The organism is Streptomyces sp. ATCC 21386, assembly GCF_018728545.1.
Classification (GTDB): Bacteria; Actinomycetota; Actinomycetes; order Streptomycetales; family Streptomycetaceae; genus Streptomyces.
In genome coordinates this window covers 6,806,132-6,821,209 of the sequence record NZ_JAAVVL010000001.1, presented here as the reverse complement: position 1 = coordinate 6,821,209, position 15,078 = coordinate 6,806,132, and the positions used below count along the sequence as shown (strand labels likewise).

The 15,078-nt window shown below is 72.1% G+C and carries 17 protein-coding genes; 11 read left to right on the top strand and 6 right to left on the bottom strand.

Features of this window, described 5'->3' with window-relative positions:
- The first annotated feature begins 135 nt into the window (after positions 1 to 135).
- From abc-f to GWK25_RS29275, 3 genes are all read left to right on the top strand, one after another.
- Positions 136 to 1,734, top strand: coding sequence for a ribosomal protection-like ABC-F family protein (gene abc-f, locus GWK25_RS29285; RefSeq protein ID WP_184895717.1), 1,599 nt, complete (start codon positions 136 to 138; stop codon positions 1,732 to 1,734).
- 336 nt (positions 1,735 to 2,070) lie between these two features.
- Complete coding sequence (locus GWK25_RS29280) at positions 2,071 to 2,292, top strand: helix-turn-helix domain-containing protein (protein WP_006123601.1); 222 nt, start codon at positions 2,071 to 2,073, stop codon at positions 2,290 to 2,292.
- Positions 2,293 to 2,417: 125 nt separating this feature from the next.
- A complete protein-coding gene (locus GWK25_RS29275; RefSeq protein ID WP_215454400.1) occupies positions 2,418 to 3,209 on the top strand; it encodes an enoyl-CoA hydratase/isomerase family protein in 792 nt (263 codons plus the stop codon).
- Between the two features lie 160 nt (positions 3,210 to 3,369).
- On the opposite strand, the gene GWK25_RS29270 is transcribed toward GWK25_RS29275, so the two are convergent.
- Positions 3,370 to 4,182 carry a nucleopolyhedrovirus P10 family protein gene (locus GWK25_RS29270; protein ID WP_215454399.1) on the bottom strand — a complete coding sequence of 271 codons (813 nt, stop codon included), beginning with the start codon at positions 4,180 to 4,182 and terminating at the stop codon, positions 3,370 to 3,372.
- Positions 4,183 to 4,269: 87 nt separating this feature from the next.
- Here GWK25_RS29270 and GWK25_RS29265 point away from each other — a divergent pair, with 87 nt between their 5' ends.
- From GWK25_RS29265 to amaP, 5 genes are all read left to right on the top strand, one after another.
- Entirely contained in the window at positions 4,270 to 4,755 is a 486-nt protein-coding gene (locus GWK25_RS29265; protein ID WP_215454398.1) for an Asp23/Gls24 family envelope stress response protein, read from the top strand.
- A gap of 74 nt (positions 4,756 to 4,829) precedes the next feature.
- Positions 4,830 to 5,015 carry a hypothetical protein gene (locus tag GWK25_RS29260; protein ID WP_215454397.1) on the top strand — a complete coding sequence of 62 codons (186 nt, stop codon included), beginning with the start codon at positions 4,830 to 4,832 and terminating at the stop codon, positions 5,013 to 5,015.
- On the top strand, positions 5,012 to 5,395 hold the full coding sequence (locus GWK25_RS29255) for a hypothetical protein (RefSeq protein ID WP_215454396.1): 384 nt from the start codon (positions 5,012 to 5,014) through the stop codon (positions 5,393 to 5,395). Before GWK25_RS29260 ends, GWK25_RS29255 begins: the two co-directional genes overlap by 4 nt.
- Entirely contained in the window at positions 5,392 to 6,189 is a 798-nt protein-coding gene (locus tag GWK25_RS29250) for a DUF6286 domain-containing protein (RefSeq protein WP_215454395.1), read from the top strand. Before GWK25_RS29255 ends, GWK25_RS29250 begins: the two co-directional genes overlap by 4 nt.
- A gap of 6 nt (positions 6,190 to 6,195) precedes the next feature.
- Positions 6,196 to 6,774 carry an alkaline shock response membrane anchor protein AmaP gene (amaP, locus tag GWK25_RS29245; RefSeq protein WP_215454394.1) on the top strand — a complete coding sequence of 193 codons (579 nt, stop codon included), beginning with the start codon at positions 6,196 to 6,198 and terminating at the stop codon, positions 6,772 to 6,774.
- Between the two features lie 24 nt (positions 6,775 to 6,798).
- On the opposite strand, the gene GWK25_RS29240 is transcribed toward amaP, so the two are convergent.
- The 5 genes from GWK25_RS29240 to GWK25_RS29220 form a co-directional block, all read right to left on the bottom strand.
- On the bottom strand, positions 6,799 to 7,554 hold the full coding sequence (locus tag GWK25_RS29240) for an SDR family oxidoreductase (protein WP_215454393.1): 756 nt from the start codon (positions 7,552 to 7,554) through the stop codon (positions 6,799 to 6,801).
- 5 nt (positions 7,555 to 7,559) lie between these two features.
- A complete protein-coding gene (locus tag GWK25_RS29235) occupies positions 7,560 to 9,362 on the bottom strand; it encodes a glycoside hydrolase family 15 protein (RefSeq protein WP_215454392.1) in 1,803 nt (600 codons plus the stop codon).
- Positions 9,363 to 9,535: 173 nt separating this feature from the next.
- Positions 9,536 to 9,844 carry a hypothetical protein gene (locus GWK25_RS29230; protein ID WP_215454391.1) on the bottom strand — a complete coding sequence of 103 codons (309 nt, stop codon included), beginning with the start codon at positions 9,842 to 9,844 and terminating at the stop codon, positions 9,536 to 9,538.
- Positions 9,841 to 10,548 (bottom strand): SigE family RNA polymerase sigma factor, encoded by a 708-nt coding sequence (locus tag GWK25_RS29225; protein ID WP_215454390.1) that lies wholly within the window; start codon positions 10,546 to 10,548, stop codon positions 9,841 to 9,843. The genes GWK25_RS29230 and GWK25_RS29225 overlap by 4 nt, the downstream gene beginning before the upstream one ends.
- Positions 10,545 to 12,101, bottom strand: a complete 1,557-nt coding sequence (locus GWK25_RS29220) for a sodium:solute symporter (protein ID WP_215454389.1) — start codon at positions 12,099 to 12,101, stop codon at positions 10,545 to 10,547. Before GWK25_RS29220 ends, GWK25_RS29225 begins: the two co-directional genes overlap by 4 nt.
- Positions 12,102 to 12,297: 196 nt before the next feature.
- Between GWK25_RS29220 and GWK25_RS29215 the strand changes: the two genes are divergently transcribed.
- The 3 genes from GWK25_RS29215 (at position 12,298) to GWK25_RS29205 (ending at position 14,953) form a co-directional block, all read left to right on the top strand.
- Positions 12,298 to 12,552, top strand: a complete 255-nt coding sequence (locus GWK25_RS29215; RefSeq protein ID WP_215454388.1) for a DUF3311 domain-containing protein — start codon at positions 12,298 to 12,300, stop codon at positions 12,550 to 12,552.
- 65 nt (positions 12,553 to 12,617) lie between these two features.
- Positions 12,618 to 14,768 carry a carbon starvation CstA family protein gene (locus tag GWK25_RS29210; RefSeq protein WP_215454387.1) on the top strand — a complete coding sequence of 717 codons (2,151 nt, stop codon included), beginning with the start codon at positions 12,618 to 12,620 and terminating at the stop codon, positions 14,766 to 14,768.
- A complete protein-coding gene (locus GWK25_RS29205; RefSeq protein ID WP_215454386.1) occupies positions 14,765 to 14,953 on the top strand; it encodes a YbdD/YjiX family protein in 189 nt (62 codons plus the stop codon). Before GWK25_RS29210 ends, GWK25_RS29205 begins: the two co-directional genes overlap by 4 nt.
- Positions 14,954 to 15,078: the final 125 nt, after the last annotated feature.

The following is a 15,078-nucleotide window of genomic DNA, read 5'->3' as shown; positions in this document are numbered from 1 at the left end:
CCCTTGTCACGCGGGCGGAAAACCGCTTGCTGCCCCCAGTTAGAATCGGCCCATGGCCATTCTCCTCGCGCATTAGACGGCGGGAACGTCCTCAGCCGCCCACACCCGCCACCCAATCCGCCCTGGAGTCTGTCCGTGATCTCCGCCTCCGCCGTCGAGCTGCGCGCCGGTGCACGCGTTCTGATCGAGTCCGCCACCTTCCGTATCGCCAAGGGCGACCGCATCGGCCTGGTCGGCCGCAACGGCGCCGGCAAGACCACCCTCACCAAATGCCTGGCCGGCGAGGGCATCCCGGCCGGCGGCACCATCACCCGCTCCGGTGAGGTCGGCTACCTCCCGCAGGACCCCCGCACCGGCGACCTCGACGTCCTCGCCCGTGACCGCATCCTCTCCGCGCGCGGCCTCGACGTACTGATCCGCAAGATGCGCGACAACGAGCAGAGGATCGCGAACGGCCAGGGCGCGACCCGGGAGAAGGCGCTGAAGCAGTACGAGCGCCAGGAGACGGAGTTCCTCACCAAGGGCGGGTACGCCGCCGAGGCCGAGGCCGCCACCATCGCCGCCGCGCTCAACCTGCCCGACCGGGTGCTCGGCCAGCCGCTGCACACCCTCTCCGGTGGTCAGCGCCGCCGTATCGAGCTGGCCCGGATCCTGTTCTCCGACGCCGACACCCTGCTGCTCGACGAGCCGACCAACCACCTCGACGCCGACTCGATCGTCTGGCTGCGCGACTACCTCAAGACCTACCGCGGCGGCTTCATCGTGATCTCCCACGACGTCGACCTGGTCGAGACGGTCGTCAACAAGGTGTTCTACCTGGACGCCAACCGCGCCGAGATCGACGTCTACAACATGGGCTGGAAGCTCTACCAGCAGCAGCGCGAGGCCGACGAGAAGCGCCGCAAGCGCGAACGGCAGAACGCCGAGAAGAAGGCCGCCGCCCTGCATTCGCAGGCGGACAAGATGCGCGCCAAGGCCACCAAGACCGTCGCCGCGCAGAACATGGCCAAGCGCGCCGACCGGCTGCTGGCCGGCCTGGACGCCGTCCGGGTCTCCGACAAGGTCGCCAAGCTGCGCTTCCCCGAGCCCGCGCCCTGCGGCAAGACCCCGCTCACCGCCGAGGGCCTGTCGAAGTCGTACGGCTCGCTGGAGATCTTCACCGACGTCGACCTGGCCATCGACAAGGGCTCCCGGGTCGTCATCCTCGGCCTCAACGGCGCGGGCAAGACCACCCTGCTCCGCCTCCTCGGCGGCGTCGAGAAGCCCGACACCGGCCAGGTGATCGAGGGCCACGGCCTCAAGCTCGGGTACTACGCCCAGGAGCACGAGACCCTCGACCCCGAGCGCACGGTCCTGGAGAACATGCGCTCCGCCTCGCCCGACCTGGACCTGGTCGAGATCCGCAAGACGCTCGGCTCGTTCCTGTTCTCCGGGGACGACGTCGACAAGCCGGCCGGGGTCCTCTCCGGCGGCGAGAAGACCCGTCTCGCGCTCGCCACCCTGGTGGTGTCCTCCGCGAACGTCCTCCTGCTCGACGAGCCGACGAACAACCTCGACCCCGCCAGCCGCGAGGAGATCCTCGGCGCCCTGCGCACCTACAAGGGCGCGGTCGTCCTCGTCACCCACGACGAGGGCGCGGTCGAGGCGCTCCAGCCCGAGCGGATCATCCTGCTGCCGGACGGTGTCGAGGATCTGTGGGGCGCGGACTACGCGGATCTCGTCGCGCTGGCTTGATCGAATGTGTTGATCAACTGCCGCTGGATCATTCGGCCCATCGGTGATCCATCATCTGTGTGAGATCTCCTCGTACCGAGGTGTGTCCTACATCGATTTCACGGCCGAGCCCTTCTGTGCGAAGGGCTCGGCCGTCGTGCGTCTCTGACCTGGGGCTTCACGGAACAACCCGTTCGGCCGTACGGACACGACCGGCCGGAATCACGGATTCCGCTCGTGGGGACGCGCTCCTGTCGTCACAACCTTGTCGCACGGACCTTGCCGAATGGGTGGCCAACCCGCCCCGGAGGGGTGATCATGAGGAGACCAGAGCGCACTTCCCATGAGGAGGACCGGGTGGCCGAGACTCTGAAGAAGGGCAGCCGGGTTACCGGCGCCGCGCGCGACAAGCTCGCGGCAGACCTGAAGAAGAAGTACGACTCCGGTGCGAGCATTCGGGCGCTGGCCGAGGAAACCGGCCGCTCGTATGGCTTCGTACACCGGATGCTCAGTGAGTCGGGCGTCACGCTCCGAGGGCGTGGCGGCGCGACGCGGGGCAAGAAGGCCGCGTCGGCCTGACGCCGGGCGGCCCATCGGCTTCGATGGTGGCCACCCGGTCGGTCGGCTGATCGACCGGGTGGTTACTGTGCAGTCACTTAGTGATGCTCCATCGCTCTGCTGACCGCACTCATCGGAGGCGCCCCATGGCTTCGCTCGAACCGCTGCTCGACAAGGACGGCGTACGGCTCACCGTCGACGACGCCATCGCCACGGTGACGCTGACCAATCCGGACAAGCGCAACGCGCAGAGCCCCGCCCTGTGGCGGGCGCTCACCGAGGCCGGGCGGTCGGTGCCGGGCTCCGTCCGCGTGGTCGTGCTGCGGGCCGAGGGCAAATCGTTCTCCGCCGGACTCAACCGGCAGATGTTCACGCCCGAAGGCATCGAAGGGGAGCCGTCGTTCATCGAGCTCGCGCGTCGTGACGACGCCGGGCTCGACGCGACCATCGCCGAGTACCAGGAGGCGTTCACCTGGTGGCGGCGCAACGACATCGTGTCCGTCGCCGCCGTGCAGGGACACGCCGTCGGAGCGGGCTTCCAGCTTGCCCTCGCCTGTGACCTGCGCGTCGTCGCCGACGACGTGCAGTTCGCCATGCTCGAAACCAGCCTGGGACTCGTGCCCGACCTCACTGGGACGCACCCCTTGGTGAGCCTCGTCGGGTACGCCCGTGCGCTGGAGATCTGCCTCACCGGACGGTTCGTCCAGGCGGACGAGGCGCAGCGGATCGGCCTCGCGAACCTCGCGGTGCCCGTCGGCCAGCTCGACGACGCGGTGCGCGACCTCGCCGGTGCGCTGGTGACCGCGCCCCGGGACGCGGTCGTCGAGACCAAGGCGCTGCTGCGCGGTGCCCAGGGCCGCGACTACGACGAGCAGCGTGCGGCGGAGCGGGCGGCCCAGGCCCGACGCCTGCGGGACCTCGCGGGCATCGGCGAGTAGCCGGTCGGGGCCCCTGGGGCTCAGGGGCCGACCGCCACGCTTCGGGAGCACACGCCGACCGTCCGATCAGAGATCACGAGCCGACCGTCCGACGCGGGACGCGCGTTCGACCGTCCGACGCGGGACGCGCGGGATGCGGGATGTGGCGCGGGATGCGGGATCAGGTGTCGACCGCCGTGATGAGGACCGCCACCGACGGGTGGTCCGGCAGCGCGTCGCTCACCGCCGCCCGGACCTCGCGGGCCACGTCCAGGGCACGTCGTTCGCCCGTCACCGCCAGTTCCACGCGGACATGGCGGCGGGGGAGGGCCGGCCCGGCGGCGATGTCGACCGCACGACCGAGGCCGCCGAGGCCGTCCGGGACACCGGCGCCCCCGAGGCCGGCGGCCAGACGGGCGACGCCCGGGACGGCGAGCGCCGCCGCGGCCACCCGGGACTCCTCGTCGTCGCCCGTCGGCGCCGTGGCGGCGGTGGGCGGCGGTTCGGGCGCCGGGCCGGACGACGCCGCGTCGGCCTCCAGAGGGCCGGACGCCCCCGTGTCCTCCTCCACCAGATGCGTCACACGGAGATCCACCTCGGTCACCGCCAGCCCGAGGCGTTCCCCGGCGGCCGTGAACAGAGCCGCCCGCAGCCGGGCCGCCGTGGCCGGAAGGGGCTCGGCGGCCGGGCCCGCCGAGGCCGCGAGGTCGGCCGTGATCCGGAGCGGACCGGGCGGCAGGGCACTCGGAGGCGGGGGCACCGCCGTCTCGTGCCCGGAGCCGTCCGCGTCCTCACCCCTCTCCTCACCGGCATCGACGGGAGAGATCCGGAGTCCGCCGAGCGTCAGCCCGCGCAGGGACGCCGCCGCGTGGCGCAGGGCCGTCCCCGCCGTGCTCTCCGTGATCCACGCGCCGTCGTGCGGGCCGCCCAGGGGGAGTACGCGGCCGAACCCGAGCTGTCGGCGCACCGCCTTCGTCCAACCGTCAGCCGTCATTCCTCCAGCCTGCCGCATCCCCGGCGCGCGGCGCCGCAACCGCGCTTACTGTGGGCTGAAGGGGGACGACCGGAAGGGACTGACGGCATGACTGACATGACGGAGCGGAACCGGACGGAAGGGCCCGACACCACCAAGGAGCCGACGCAGGTCGGACGCCGGGCCACCCGGCGAGGCGGCGGTGATCCGGCGGAACGCGGGCGTACGACCATCGCCGACGGCGTCGTGGAGAAGATCGCCGGGATGGCCGCGCGGGAGGTGGTGGGCGTCCACGCCATGGGCAGCGGACTGTCCCGGACCTTCGGCGCCGTGCGCGACCGGGTCCCCGGCGGGGCCAAGTCCGTGACCCGGGGTGTGAAGGTCGAGGTCGGCGAGGTGCAGACCGCGCTCGACCTGGAGATCGTCGTCGACTACGGGGTGTCCATCAGCGACGTGGCCCGTGATGTGCGTGAGAACGTCATCGCGGCCGTCGAGCGGATGACCGGCCTGGAGGTCGTCGAGGTCAACATCGCTGTCAGCGATGTGAAGCTGCCGGACGAGGAGGACGAGGAGCCGGAGTCCCGGCTGCAGTGAACCCTCTCCACCGCACAGGGATCCCGAACCCCGTCCACCCGTGTCAGGAGTCTCCGAGTCGCTAGGAGCGCAGCATGAGCTTGGCCGTGATCGGCATGATCGCCGGGATGGCGCTGGGCTTCGCCGGATACTTCGGCGGATTCGGGGCCTTCCTGCTGGTGGCCGCGCTGGGTGCCGTCGGCTTCGTCGTCGGCCGGTTCCTGGAGGGGGACCTGGACCTGGGCGACCTCTTCCGCCCGCGTGACGACCGACGCCGATGAACCCGGTGGACGGCGGAGATCCCCCGCAGACGCGGGAGACGAGCACCGTTGCGCCCGGTGAACGCGGGGCGACCCGGATCGCCGACCGGGTGGTCGCGAAGATCGCCGCCCAGGCGGCGCGCGAGGCACTGGCGGCGCCGGCGCCCGCCTCCGCGCCCCCGAACGCCACCGTGGTCGTCCTTCATGAGACCGCGCGCGTCCGCGTCACGCTCGGGCTTCCCTACCCCTCGGACATCGGTGGCCAGTGCGCTGCGGTGCGTCGCCATGTCATCGAGCGGGTAGGGACGTTGGCGGGAATGCGTGTGACGGAGGTGGCCGTCCAGGTGGAACGGCTGTACCTGGCACACGCACACGACGTGGCACAGGGGAGGACGCGATGAGCGAACCCCAGCGCACCGAAGGCACCACACGACGACTACCCGTCATCGAGAAGGCCACGAGAAAGGCCACGGAGAAGGCCTCGGCGACGGCCGTGGAGAGGACCGCCGAGCAGCAACCCGAGGAGCGGGCCGGTGACCCGGTCGACGCGACCGTCGGCGACGAGACGGCCGGCCGTGATCCGGACCAGTCCGCGTCCGCCTCGGCCTACCACCCGCCGCCCGCCCCGGACGGCGAGAAAGGCGAGAACGGCGGCGAGCGGCGCTTCTGGTCCGCGCGCAGAGTCCCCGCGGGCGCCCTCGCGGTACTGCTCCTCGCGGGCACGGGCCTCCTCCTGTACGACGTCGTCGCCGTCCGTGCCGACCGGCCCGCCATGGCGTGGCGCCGCTCGCTCGCCCGGGAACTCGCCGAGCGGCCCCTCGACGACACCTGGGTGCTCGCGGGCGCCGCGGTCGCCGTGCTCCTCGGCCTCTGGCTGCTGGTCCTGGCCGCCACCCCGGGGCTGCGTGACGTCCTGCCGATGCGCCGCGTCCACCCCCACGTACGGGCCGGGCTGCACCGGGGCGCCGCCGCGCTGGCCCTGCGCGACCGGGCCATGGAGGTGTCCGGCGTGCAGTCCGTACGGGTCCGGGCCGGGCGCAGGCGGGTCGACGTCCGCGCGGTGTCCCACTTCCGGGAACTCGACGACGTACGGGCCGACCTGGACGTCACGCTCGCCGACGGTATCCGCGGGCTGGGCCTGTCCCGGCCCCCGGCCCTCTCGGTGCATGTCCGCCGTCCCGGCCGGAAGGGGTGACGCGCGATGCTGAGGATCGTCAACCGGGTCCTGCTCGGACTCGCCGGGCTCGTGCTGGTCGTGGTCGGCGGCGCCGTCCTCACGGTCGGGCTCGGCGTGAACCCGCCCTCCTGGTGGCCGTACGACGGCCCCGGGGACGTGCTGCTCAGCGACGCCGCCCGGACGCGTTGGCGCGACTCCGGCTGGTGGTGGCCCACCGTGATCGCGGTGCTCGCCGTCCTCGTCCTGCTCGCCCTGTGGTGGCTGACGGCCCTGCTGCGTCGCCACCGTCTCGCCGAGGTGCTCGTCGACACGGGCGACGGCGAGGGCGCACTGCTGCGAGGGCGCGCGCTGGAGGGCGTCCTCACCGGCGAGGCCGCCGGCTCGGACGGCGTCGAACGCGCCCACGCCCGGCTGACCGGCCGCCGCAACGCCCCCGAGGCCCGGGTCCGCCTCCTCCTCCAGCCCCATGTGAACCCGGGGGACGCCCTGCACACGCTGACGACGGAGGCACTGGACCACGCCAGACAGTCGGCGGGACTGGCCGCGCTACCGGCCGAGGTCCGGCTGCGAGGAGCCAAACACCGTGCGGAGAGGGTCAGTTGACGGCCGGTCCGCCCTCGCCCCGGATCAGAAGCCGTGCCGCATCCCGCCGTCGACCGGCAGCATGATCCCGGTCAGATAGGAAGCGGCGGGAGAGAGCAGGAAGGCCCCCGCGCGCCCGAACTCCTCCGGCCGCCCGTACCGCCGCAGCGGGATCCGCGACTCGTGCGCCGCCCGCGTCGCCTCCGGATCGGCCGACATACCGTCCAGCTCCCGCACCCGGTCCGTGTCGATACGGGCCGGGAGCAGGCCGACCACGCGGACACCGCGCGGCCCCAGCTCGTCGGACAGCGACTTGGCGAACCCGGCGAGCCCGGGCCGCAGCCCGTTCGAGATGGTCAGCCCGGGGATCGGCTCGTGCACGGACCCGGACAGCACGAAGCCGATGACGCCGCCCTCGCCCAACTCCTCGGCCGCGGCCCGCGCCAGGCGTACCGCCCCCAGGAACACCGATTCGAACGCGGCGGTCCACTGCTCGTCGGTGTTGTCGGCGACGAACCCCGGCGCCGGTCCGCCCACGCTGACCAGGATGCCGTCGAAGCGCCCGAAGTGCTCACGGGCGGCGGCGATCAGCCGCCCTGCGGTCTCGGGGTCCGCGTTGTCCGCGGCCACCCCCACCGCGTTCGCCCCGAGCGCGGCGGCCGCCGCACCCACCCTCTCCTCCTCGCGGCCCGTGACGACCACCTTCGCGCCGTCGGCGACGAGTTCCCGCGCGACCGCGTTGCCCAGCCCGCGGGTCGCCCCGGTGACGATGTAGACACGGTCCTTCAGCCCAAGATCCATGGCCCCTATCCTGCCTTCTTCCCGTCGTAGAGGGCGAGGGCGGTACCCACGAGCCCGACGTGGCTGAACGCCTGCGGGAAGTTGCCCAGCTGGCGTCCCGCGACGGGGTCGTACTCCTCCGCGAGCAGGCCCACGTCGTTGACCAGCCCCACCAGCCGTTCGAACAGGTCGCGCGCCTCCCGCGTGCGGCCGGTCAGGTGCAGGGCGTCCGCCAGCCAGAACGAGCAGACGAGGAACGTGCCCTCGCCGCCCGGTAGTCCGTCCACGGAGCCCGTCTCCGCCGTCAGGTGGTCGGCGCTGTAACGGCGGACGAAGCCCTCGTGGCACAGTTCCTCGCGGATCGCGTCGACCGTGCCGACGACCCGGGGGTCGTCCGGCGGCAGGAAGCCCATGAGGGGGATGAGCAGCAGCGCGGCGTCCAGTTCGCGGGAGCCGTAGGACTGGGTGAACGTGCCCCGGTCGGCGTCGTAGCCGCGTTCGCAGACCTCGCGGTGGATCTCGTCGCGCAGCGCCCGCCAGCCTTCGAGGTCGCCGCCGTCCAGGGTCGGGTCGTCCTCCAGGGTGCGCACGGCTCGGTCGGCGGCGACCCAGCACATCACCTTGGAGTGCGTGAAGTGACGGCGCGGCCCGCGCACCTCCCACAGCCCCTCGTCCGGCTTCCGCCAGGCCGTCCGCAGGTACTCCATCAGCGCGCACTGCATCCGCCACATGTCGGGCTTGCCCGGGAGGCCCGAACGCCGGGACACGAACAGGGAGTCGATGACCTCGCCGTACACGTCCAGCTGCAGCTGCCGTACGGCGTCGTTGCCGACCCGGACGGGGCGCGAGTCCTCGTAGCCGGACAGCCACGGCAGTTCGTACTCGGGGATCCGGCGCTCACCGGCGAGGCCGTACATGATCTGCAGGTCGGCCGGGTCGCCCGCGACCGCGCGGAGCAGCCAGTCGCGCCAGGCCTCGGCCTCCTCCTGGTAGCCGCAGGACAGCAGCGCGCCGAGGGTGAGGGTGGAGTCGCGCAGCCAGCAGTGCCGGTAGTCCCAGTTGCGGACGCCGCCGAGCTCCTCGGGCAGCGAGGTGGTGGCCGCCGCGACGATCCCGCCGGTCGGGGCGTAGGTGAGGGCCTTGAGGGTGATCAGCGAGCGGACCACGATGTCCCGGTGCGGGCCGTCGTACCGGCAGCGCGCCGCCCACGCCCGCCAGTCGTGCAGGCTGGAGCGCAGCGCCTCGTACGGGTCGACCAGGCGGGGCCGGGGCTCGTGCGAGGGGTGCCAGGTCAGCACGAACGCGACCCGCTCGCCCGGCTCCACCGTGAACTCCGCGTACGTGGCCCGGTCCTCGCTCCACGACCGCACCCGGGGTTCGCTGCGCAGCCAGACCGAGTCGGGGCCGGCGACCGCCACCCGGTGACCGTCCGACCTGCGCATCCAGGGAACGGCCGAGCCGTAGTCGAACCGCAGGCGCAGGGTGCTGCGCATCGTGACCCGGCCGGACAGGCCCTCCACGATCCGTACCACGTCGGGGGCGCGGTCGCGTTGCGGCATCAGGTCGGTGACGCGTACCGCGCCCTCGTCCGTCTCCCACTCGGTGTCGAGCACGAGCGAGTCGTGCCGGTACGACCGCCGGGTGCAGACGCCGCCCTCGCCGGGCGCGATTCTCCAGTGGCCGTTCTCCTCGTCACCGAGCAGCGCGGCGAAGCACGCGGCCGAGTCGAACCGCGGCAGGCAGAGCCAGTCGATGGAACCGTGGCGACTCACCAGCGCGGCCGTCTGGTGATCACCGATCAGGGCGTAGTCCTCGATGTGGGGATGCACGAGGTGCGGGTTCCCGGCGCGGGGGGTGATCAGTCCCGGCGGAAAGAGGGCGAAGCCCGATTTCCAGGGCGCGGGGCTGTGTCGGCATGGGGCTCCGCCGCGTGGGCGCGGCCGTCCACACACGACCCGCGGACGCGCACGGTGCCGGCACCCCCTCCGATGAGGCGCCCCTGTCACCCGGGCCCGGTGCCCGCCGTCGTCCCTCCCACCCCCGAGAAGATCACCCCGGAGCCGGAGGGAGCCTGGTTGAGGACCCAGAGGCCGAGCAGCGTGGCCAGGGCGAAGACGACCAGGACGAGGACGGCCAGGACCAGCCGCCGGCGACGCTCCCGCCGGAGCCAGTCCCCACGGGCCGTGCGGTACGCGTCGGGCGCGGCGTGCACCCCGCCCGCCAGCGCGGCGAGCGCCGCGGCCAGTTCCCGTTCGGTGCGGTCCTGACCGGTGTCGTGACCGGTGGTGTCGTTGCCGGTGGTGTCGTTCATCGCCGGGCCTCCATCGCCTGGGTGAGGGCGGCGAGGCCGCGTGCGGTGTGGGTCTTGACCGAGCCGCAGGAGATGCCCATCGCGGCCGCGATCTCGCTCTCCTTCAGCCCGAGCCAGTGGCGCAGCACCAGCGCCTCCCGCTGCCGGGCGGGCAGCTGCTGGAGCGCGCCGATCAGCACCCGCTGGTCGTCGTGGAGCAGCGCGGTGCTCTCGGCGGAGGCGACCGGCTCCTCCACCGTCGGCGTCTCCACATGTCTGCGGGCGACCTGGAGGTGCCGTATCCGCATCCGGGTCAGGTTGCAGACCGTGGAGCGGAGGTAGGCCTCCGCCGCCTCGGCGTCCCGCAGGCGCCGCCACTTGCGGTAGATCTGGTAGTACGCCTCGGCCACCACGTTCTCGGGGTCGTCGGCGCCCAGCAGCACCGCGAGCCGCAGCATCGAGGAATAGTGCAGCTCGAACAGCCGGGCGACACCCGCCTCGCGCTCCACGTCGGCGGGGTCCCCGAGCGCACCCGGCGGCAGCGCGGGGTTCGCGACCGGCGGCGAGTCCGGGCCCGGTGCCGGACGGGGGAACAGGGCCTCGGCGCGGGGGGCCGGGGGCTCGGCGGCGGCCGGAGCCGGTACCTGCCCCAGCGGCTCGGCGGCGGTCAGCGGTGCGGAGGCCGCCGGGGTGACCGGCATACGCATGTGCGGTCTGCGTCTCACGGGTTGCTCGCTCCCGTCTCGGGGCGCCGCCTGACGGTCAGGCGGGACGGTAGGTCGGTCGCGTCGGCGCCACGCGGGACACCGAGCCGTTCGAGGACCGTGGTGCCGAGCACGGCCACGGTCAGATTGAGGAGGAGGGCGAGCAGACCGGCGTAGATCTCCAGCGAGCCGCCGCCCAGCAGGACGATGGACGAGAACCCCTCGCGCACCACCAGGAAGGTGCCGGTCACCATGCCGACGCCCCACCCCGCGAGCAGCGCCCGGGGATGCAGTCGCCCGGTGAACAGGCCGACCGCCACCGCCGGGAAGATCTGCAGGATCCACACCCCGCCCAGCAGTTGGAGGTTGATGGCGTCCTGGTCGCGCAGCCCGAACACGAACGCCACCGCCCCCACCTTCGCGGTCAGCGACACCACCTTGGCGATGCGCACCTGACGCTTGGGCGTGGCGGTGGGCTGGAAGTACTCGACGTACACGTTGCGGACGAAGCCGGTGGCCGCCGCGATCGACATCACCGCCGCCGGGACCAGTGCGCCCACGGTGATCGCGCCGAACACCAGTCCGGCCAGCGGGCTCGGCATCAACCGGTCCACCAGCATCGGCACGGCCGCCTCGGCACCACCTTCGGGTGCCCGGACCCCCGACGCGAGCGCCGCGACCCCGAGGAAGCCGAAGAGGGCCAGCAGCCCCGTCCAGGCGGGCAGCGCCACGGCGACCTTGCGGACCGTGCGCGGCCCGTCGGCGGCGAACCCGGCGGTCAGCACGTGCGGATACATCAGCAGGGCCAGCGCCGAGCCGAGCGCGAGGGTGGCGTAGGCGGGCTGCTGTCCGGGGGACAGCAGGAGCGCGGAGTCCTCGACGCTCGTGCCGCCGAGCCGTCGTGCCGCACCCTCGAAGACCGCGCCCGGACCGCCGAACCGTTCCAGCACCAGCCAGCACACGGCGGTCAGCGACACGAACACGGCCACCGCCTTCAGCGCCGAGATCACGGCGGGCGCCCGCAGTCCGTGCCGGTACGTGGCCACCGCGAGCCCCGCGAACAGCGCGACCATCACCAGATCACCGGCCGCGCCCCTCGGATACAGCCCTCCGGCCGTCAGCACCGCCCTTATGCCGAGCAGCTGCAACGCCAGGTAGGGCATCGTCGCCAGGATCCCCGTCAGCGCCACCACCAGGGCGAGCGGCGCCGACCCGTACCGGCCGCGCACGAAGTCCCCGGCGGTCACGTACCCGTGCCGCCGGGCCACCTCCCACAGCCGGGTCAGCAGGACGAAGGCCAGCGGGCAGACGATCACGGTGTACGGCACCGCGAAGAACGCGGGCGCCCCGTTGCCGTACGCCAGCCCCGGTACGGCGGTGAAGGTGTACGCGGTGAAGATCGTGCCGCCGAGCAGCAGCCAGGTCCACACCGGGCCGAGACCGCGGTCGGCCAGCGCCCAGCCCTCCAGCGAGGGCAGCCGGTCGGTGGGGCGCAGCCGGCGCGCGGTGACGGCGAGCAGCGACGCTCCGCCGATCACGGCGAGGAACGTCGCGGTCATGGCAGCGTCCGCCATGGGTCACCGTCCTTGGTGTGCCTGGGCCCCCGGCTGTACCTCGGCCCTCGCGTGTTGGTTGCGTGGACGGCCGGTTCGGATGACACGAATCGGCGGGAAATCTTCGTGGATTCTTTCTGAAATTCGCTGTCAACCGGATCCGGCGGGTGGGCAACTCTTGCACAGACCCACAGCGATCGGGAGAGGAGCAGAGCACATGGCACACCACGCTCACCAGCGACTACGGCGCGTCGCGACCGCCGTCCTGCTGCTCGCCCCCGCCGCGGGACTGCTCTGGGTCCCCTGGTACGCCGGTGCGGAGCCACGGCTCGCGGGAACGCCGTTCTTCTACTGGTACCAGCTCGCCTGGGTCCCGGGATGCGGCCTGTGCCTGCTGGCCGCGTACGCGCTGACGGACCGGCGTCGCCCGGACCGCCGCCCGGACGGGCCGCGTCCGGACCGACATCGCTGAGCCGCACACCCGCTCTTCCTTCGTCTGCCTCTCTCGCCGCACATCCGTTGAAGTCAGGAGCCGCCATGTCTACGTCAGCCATGCCCGAATCCGGCCCCGAGGCGCCGGAAAGATCCCGAATGTCGCCGAAATCGATCGCGCTCTGGATAGCCGTCGCTCTCGTCGGAGCGGTCGGCTGGGCCGTGCTCGCCCTCTCCCGGGGCGAGGAGATCTCGGCCGTCTGGCTGCTCATGGCGGCCCTCGGTTCGTATGCGATCGGCTACCGCTTCTACTCCCGGTTCATCGCCCGCCGGGTCCTCCAGGTCGACGACACCCGGGCGACTCCGGCCGAACGCCTCGAGGACGGTGTCGACTACCACCCCACCGACAAGCGGGTGCTGTTCGGCCACCACTTCGCGGCCATCGCCGGCGCGGGCCCGCTGGTCGGACCGGTGCTCGCGGCCCAGATGGGCTATCTGCCGGGCACCATCTGGATCATCGCGGGCGTGATCTTCGCCGGCGCTGTCCAGGACATGATCGTCCTGTTCCTCTCGATGCGCCGGGACGGCAAGAGCCTCGGTCAGATGGCCCGGGACGAGATCGGCAAGGTCGGCGGCGCCGCCGCGCTGATCGGTGTCTTCGCCATCATGATCATCCTGCTCGCGGTGCTCGCGATGGTCGTCGTCAACGCCCTCGCCGAGTCCGCGTGGGGCACCTTCTCGGTCACCATGACCATCCCGATCGCCCTCTTCATGGGCTTCTACCTGCGCTACCTCCGCCCTGGCCGGGTCGTCGAGACCAGCTTCATCGGCGTGGCCCTTCTCCTGCTCGCCATCGTCGGCGGCGGCTGGATCCAGGACAGCTCCCTCGCCGAGTACTTCGTCTGGAGCCCCGAGACCCTGGTCTTCTGCCTGGTCGGCTACGGCTTCGTCGCCTCCGTGCTCCCCGTGTGGATGCTGCTGGCCCCGCGTGACTACCTCTCCACCTTCATGAAGGTCGGCACCATCGCCCTCATGGCCGTCGGTGTCGTGGTCGCCGCCCCGAACCTCCGCGCCGAGTCGGTCACCGAGTTCGCGCACACGGGTGCCGGGCCGGTCTTCGCCGGCTCGCTCTTCCCCTTCCTCTTCATCACGATCGCCTGCGGCGCCCTGTCCGGCTTCCACGCCCTGGTCTCCTCCGGCACCACGCCGAAGCTGATCCAGAAGGAGTCCCAGGTCCGCATGATCGGCTACGGCTCCATGCTCACGGAGTCCTTTGTCGCCGTGATGGCCCTGATCGCCGCGTGCGTCCTGGAGCCGGGCCTCTTCTACGCCATGAACTCCCCGGCCGCACTGCTCGGCCCGACGGTCGACACCGCCGCCGAGGCCGTCAAGAACCTCGGCTTCACCATCACACCCGAGCAGCTCACCGCTGCGGCCAAGGCCGTCGAGGAGGAGACCCTCGTCGGCCGCTCCGGCGGCGCGCCGACCCTGGCCGTGGGCATGTCGGAGATCTTCGCCGGGGTCTTCGGCGGCGCCGGGATGAAGGCCTTCTGGTACCACTTCGCGATCATGTTCGAGGCGCTGTTCATCCTCACCACCGTGGACGCCGGCACCCGCGTCGGGCGCTTCATGCTCCAGGACATGCTCGGCAACGTCTGGAAGCCGATCGGCCGCGTCACCTGGAAGCCGGGCATCTGGATCACCAGCGCCCTGGTCGTCGGCGCCTGGGGCTACTTCCTGTACGCCGGGGTCACCGACCCCCTCGGCGGGATCAAGCAGCTCTTCCCGCTCTTCGGCATCGCCAACCAGCTGCTCGCCGCGGTCGCGCTGGCCGTGACCACGACCGTTCTGATCAAGTCGGGCAAGCTGCGCTGGGCCTGGGTCACCGGCATCCCGCTGGCCTGGGACGTGGCGGTCACGTTCACGGCGGGCTGGCAGAAGATCTTCTCCGACAACCCGGCCATCGGCTTCTTCGCCCTCCGCGACAAGTACGCGGCGGCCATCGACAAGGGCGAACTCCTGCCGGGCGCAAAGACCATGGACGACATGCACACGATCGTCACCAACAACACGGTCGACGGCGTGATCATGGCGATCTTCCTGCTGCTGGTCCTCACGGTCCTGGTCAACTGCGCCGTGGTCTGCGTCCGCGCCGTACGGTCGCCGGTGCCCCTGCCGTCGACCGAGGCCCCGTACGTCGAGTCCCGCATCGACGAGGAGGGCTCCGAGAAGGAGTTGGTGGGGGCGGGCAGGTGACCGCCCGGAACTGGGTGCGCGGAGTCCGCTGGTACCTGCGGGAGCTGACCGGCGAGGCCGAGTACGACCGCTACTGCGAGCGGCACCGCCGACATCACCCGAAGGCGCCGCTTCCGACCCGCAGGGAGTACGACGTCCTGCGGACCCGGCGGAGGGAGGAACACCCGGAGGGCCGCTGCTGCTGAGAGCGACGGCCTGCTGAGCCGGCCCGGGGTGCGTGCGGGTGCGTGCGGGTGCGTGGCGATGCGTTGTCGGGTGCGGGTGCGTGGGGGGCTGGTCGCGCAGTTCCCCGCGCCCCTGAAAAGCAGGG

Excerpts from the sequence above, each read along its gene's own strand:
- GWK25_RS29275 (WP_215454400.1), top strand. The coding sequence starts at position 2,418 with ATGGCTTCGCTCGAACCGCTGCTCGACAAGGACGGCGTACGGCTCACC.
- GWK25_RS29270 (WP_215454399.1), bottom strand. The coding sequence starts at position 4,182 with ATGACGGCTGACGGTTGGACGAAGGCGGTGCGCCGACAGCTCGGGTTC.
- GWK25_RS29265 (WP_215454398.1), top strand. The coding sequence starts at position 4,270 with ATGACTGACATGACGGAGCGGAACCGGACGGAAGGGCCCGACACCACC.
- GWK25_RS29260 (WP_215454397.1), top strand. The coding sequence starts at position 4,830 with ATGAGCTTGGCCGTGATCGGCATGATCGCCGGGATGGCGCTGGGCTTC.
- GWK25_RS29255 (WP_215454396.1), top strand. The coding sequence starts at position 5,012 with ATGAACCCGGTGGACGGCGGAGATCCCCCGCAGACGCGGGAGACGAGC.
- GWK25_RS29250 (WP_215454395.1), top strand. The coding sequence starts at position 5,392 with ATGAGCGAACCCCAGCGCACCGAAGGCACCACACGACGACTACCCGTC.
- amaP (WP_215454394.1), top strand. The coding sequence starts at position 6,196 with ATGCTGAGGATCGTCAACCGGGTCCTGCTCGGACTCGCCGGGCTCGTG.
- GWK25_RS29240 (WP_215454393.1), bottom strand. The coding sequence starts at position 7,554 with ATGGATCTTGGGCTGAAGGACCGTGTCTACATCGTCACCGGGGCGACC.
- GWK25_RS29230 (WP_215454391.1), bottom strand. The coding sequence starts at position 9,844 with ATGAACGACACCACCGGCAACGACACCACCGGTCACGACACCGGTCAG.
- GWK25_RS29220 (WP_215454389.1), bottom strand. The coding sequence starts at position 12,101 with ATGGCGGACGCTGCCATGACCGCGACGTTCCTCGCCGTGATCGGCGGA.
- GWK25_RS29215 (WP_215454388.1), top strand. The coding sequence starts at position 12,298 with ATGGCACACCACGCTCACCAGCGACTACGGCGCGTCGCGACCGCCGTC.
- GWK25_RS29210 (WP_215454387.1), top strand. The coding sequence starts at position 12,618 with ATGTCTACGTCAGCCATGCCCGAATCCGGCCCCGAGGCGCCGGAAAGA.